The 2,731-nt window shown below is 63.6% G+C and carries 5 protein-coding genes; 3 read left to right on the top strand and 2 right to left on the bottom strand.

The features are described from left to right. Together WBV42_RS16405 and WBV42_RS16400 are read right to left on the bottom strand one after the other, a co-directional pair. The coding region (locus WBV42_RS16405; protein WP_423986974.1) for a ketopantoate reductase family protein at window positions 1-701 on the bottom strand (701 nt) is incomplete at its 3' end. A 48-nt stretch (window positions 702-749) separates the two neighbouring features. Beyond that, complete coding sequence (locus WBV42_RS16400) at window positions 750-1,073, bottom strand: DUF7130 family rubredoxin-like protein (protein ID WP_423986975.1); 324 nt, start codon at window positions 1,071-1,073, stop codon at window positions 750-752. A 162-nt stretch (window positions 1,074-1,235) separates the two neighbouring features. Here WBV42_RS16400 and WBV42_RS16395 point away from each other — a divergent pair, with 162 nt between their 5' ends. The 3 genes from WBV42_RS16395 to WBV42_RS16385 all read left to right on the top strand — a co-directional run. Continuing rightward, a complete protein-coding gene (locus tag WBV42_RS16395) occupies window positions 1,236-1,547 on the top strand; it encodes a hypothetical protein (protein ID WP_423986973.1) in 312 nt (103 codons plus the stop codon). Between the two features lie 94 nt (window positions 1,548-1,641). Beyond that, the gene (gene pheA / locus WBV42_RS16390) at window positions 1,642-2,448 is read left to right on the top strand and encodes a prephenate dehydratase (RefSeq protein WP_423986972.1); all 807 of its coding nucleotides are present in this window, start codon (window positions 1,642-1,644) and stop codon (window positions 2,446-2,448) included. A gap of 56 nt (window positions 2,449-2,504) precedes the next feature. Continuing rightward, window positions 2,505-2,731 (top strand): Hsp20/alpha crystallin family protein (locus tag WBV42_RS16385; protein WP_423986971.1); only part of this gene is annotated, 227 nt, incomplete at its 3' end.

The following is a 2,731-nucleotide window of genomic DNA, read 5'->3' as shown; positions in this document are numbered from 1 at the left end:
GCACCGACCGCGTCCTCGTCCGTCAACTCGACGCCTTCGGCACGCGCGACGGCGGCCGTTTCACGGGCCGCCGTCGCCGCGATAGCTTCGGCGTCCCCGCGGAGCAGCGCACCGTTTTCGACCCGCGCGAGCGCGGTGGTCGGGTTGATTCCCGCGTTGACCGCGAGCTTTTCCCACAGCCTTCGGGGCATGTCCTCGGCAATCGTCGTCTCGATGCCCGCCGCGGAAAACGCCTCCCCGACCCTGTCCGCCGCGTTCGAACGTCCGCCGCGGCGTGCACCGAGCACCACGTCGCCGACCCCGGTACACTCGACGTGGCCGGGTTCGGACAGCACCGCGCCGTAGGTCGCGGTTCCGGCGAGGACGGGGCAGTCGAGGTGGTCGGCGAGGATGGCCTCGTTTCCCATTCCGTTCTGCAACGAGAGGACGGCCCCGAACTCGCCCGAAGCCAACTGCTCGGCGGCGGTGGCGGTGTGAAAGGCCTTGACCGTCACGACGGCGCAGTCGGCGCGGAGACCGGTCCCGTCGGTGGTCGCGTCGGGCCGAACTCGAAAATCGAACTCGCCGCCCACCGTCAGTCCGGCGTCGCGTACCGCGCTCGCGTGTGGGTCACGGGCGACGAGCGTCACCGTGTGCTCACGGGTGAGCAATCCGCCGACGAGACTGCCGAGACTCCCCGCACCGAACACGACCACGTTCATACCCGACCGAGGAATCCGAGGGTGAAAAATTCAGCCGTCTTTCGACTCTCAGTCTTCCGTCCAGTAGTAGAGTTCTTCCTTCGGGACGCCGCAGTTGGGACAGGTATCCGGTAGGTTGTCGTCCAGATCACCCATCTCGCCGCAGTTCGAGCAGCGCCACATCAGCTCCGCTTCGCCGAGCTCGTGGCCCGCACGGGCATGCTCCACTGAGAGTGCTTCGTAGCCCTCCCGCATGGTAACGTAAAAGCCGGAGTCGTCGAAGCCGCGGATGTCTCCCAATCGGTTTCCGTCGTCGTCGTAGACGGTTTGTCCGAGTTCGAGTCGGTCCACATCGATCTCCACGTCCGGATCTTCACCTGAATCGCTCACCATGTACGTGAGTTCGCTGTTCATCATCTTAAAAGCGACCGCCGTCACGCGTTCCTCCTGCTCGTTTCCCACCGTGATATGACGATCAAGATTAAGGTTGCCCTGCGTATGCAAGCCCGGAACTGACACGGAAACGTCCCCAACGAACGACCGACACGAGGACTCATGCTCAACGAGACGATCGACACGAACCATGGAACGGTAACGACGAATCACGACGCGATAATGCAGTGGGTCGAAAAACACGACGGTCGCCCGGCGACGGACGAGATGACCCCCCACAGCATCGAATACCTCCGAATCAAATTCCCGAACATGGACGACACTGACGCGCTGGCGACCGTCGGATGGCGTGAATGGTTCGAGGGGTTCGAAGCCCAGGAACTGGCCTTCGTGTATCCGGATCACGATGAATACGACGACCCGAGTCAGGTGTACCAACTCGTGGACCGAACGACGGCCGCCGAACATACGTGATTTCGACGCGACCGTGATCTCCGATTATTCACTGTTGCCGACATAATTGACCGTCCCCGACGCGTTTTTGCCTCCCCACTCGAAACCCCTGGCCATGCAAGCAGTAACCCTCGGCCCGGCGGGTACCTACTCACATCGGGCCGCCAGCGCAGTCGCGGACGACGTCGAATTCCTGGAATCCGTCACCGACATCGTGAAAGCGGTCGCCGGTGGCGAGTACGCTCGCGGCGTCGTCCCCATCGAGAACAGCATCGAAGGAAGCGTCACGGCGACGCTGGACGCCCTCGCGGACAACGATGTCGCGGTCGTCCGCGAACTCGTGACGCCGATCCGTCACGCCCTGATGGCCCAGAATGCCGACTTCGAGACGGTCGCCAGCCACGCACAGGCGCTCGCCCAATGTCGGCCGTACCTCGAACGCGAGTACCCCGACGTGAAACGGGAGGCCGTCACGAGCACCGCTCGTGGCGTCGAACGCGCCCGCGCCGACTCGTCAGTGGCCGGTATCGCCCACCCTGATAACGCCGGGGAACTGACCATCCTCGCGGAGGACATCCAGGAACGCACGTCGAACGCGACCCGGTTTTTCGTCCTCGCGCCCGCGGACGAACGCTCCGACGCGGGCGGCAAATCCTCGCTCGTCGTGTATCCCGGTTCGAACTATCCCGGTCTCCTGCTCTCGCTCCTCGAACCGTTCGCCGACCGCGCCATCAACCTCACCCGCGTCGAATCACGACCGAGCGGGGAACGACTCGGCGACTACGTCTTCCATCTCGACTTCGAGGCGGGTCTGTACGAGAAACGCGCCAAAGACGCGCTCGCCGAAGTCGAGTCGCTCGCGGAGAACGGATGGGTGCGGCGACTCGGATCCTACGACACGCAACACGTCATCGACGGGTGACGTGACTTCCGGCGTGAATTTTTAAGCCGTCGTACGTCGAACGGTGAGACGGAATCATGGCCGGACGAAAGAATCCTTTCGATGAATTAGAGGAACTGTTCGAACGAATGGGCCGCCAGTTCGAGAGCATGGGTGACCAGTTCGGCGGGGGCGGTATGGGCTGGCAACCCGGCGGCATGTCGCTCGATATGGCCGACCGTGGCGACGAGTTCGTCGTCACCGCCGACCTGCCGGGCTTCGAGAAGGACGACATCGACATCTCGCTCCGCGGGGACCGCCTTCG

Origin of the sequence: Haladaptatus sp., assembly GCF_049589095.1 — an archaeon.
Taxonomy (GTDB): domain Archaea; phylum Halobacteriota; class Halobacteria; order Halobacteriales; family Haladaptataceae; genus Haladaptatus.
This window is presented reverse-complemented; position numbering and strand designations above follow the sequence as displayed.

What these genes read in the sequence shown, in the direction of transcription:
- WBV42_RS16400 (WP_423986975.1), bottom strand. Translation starts at nt 1,073, where the DNA reads ATGGTGAGCGATTCAGGTGAAGATCCGGACGTGGAGATCGATGTGGAC.
- WBV42_RS16395 (WP_423986973.1), top strand. Translation starts at nt 1,236, where the DNA reads ATGCTCAACGAGACGATCGACACGAACCATGGAACGGTAACGACGAAT.
- pheA (WP_423986972.1), top strand. Translation starts at nt 1,642, where the DNA reads ATGCAAGCAGTAACCCTCGGCCCGGCGGGTACCTACTCACATCGGGCC.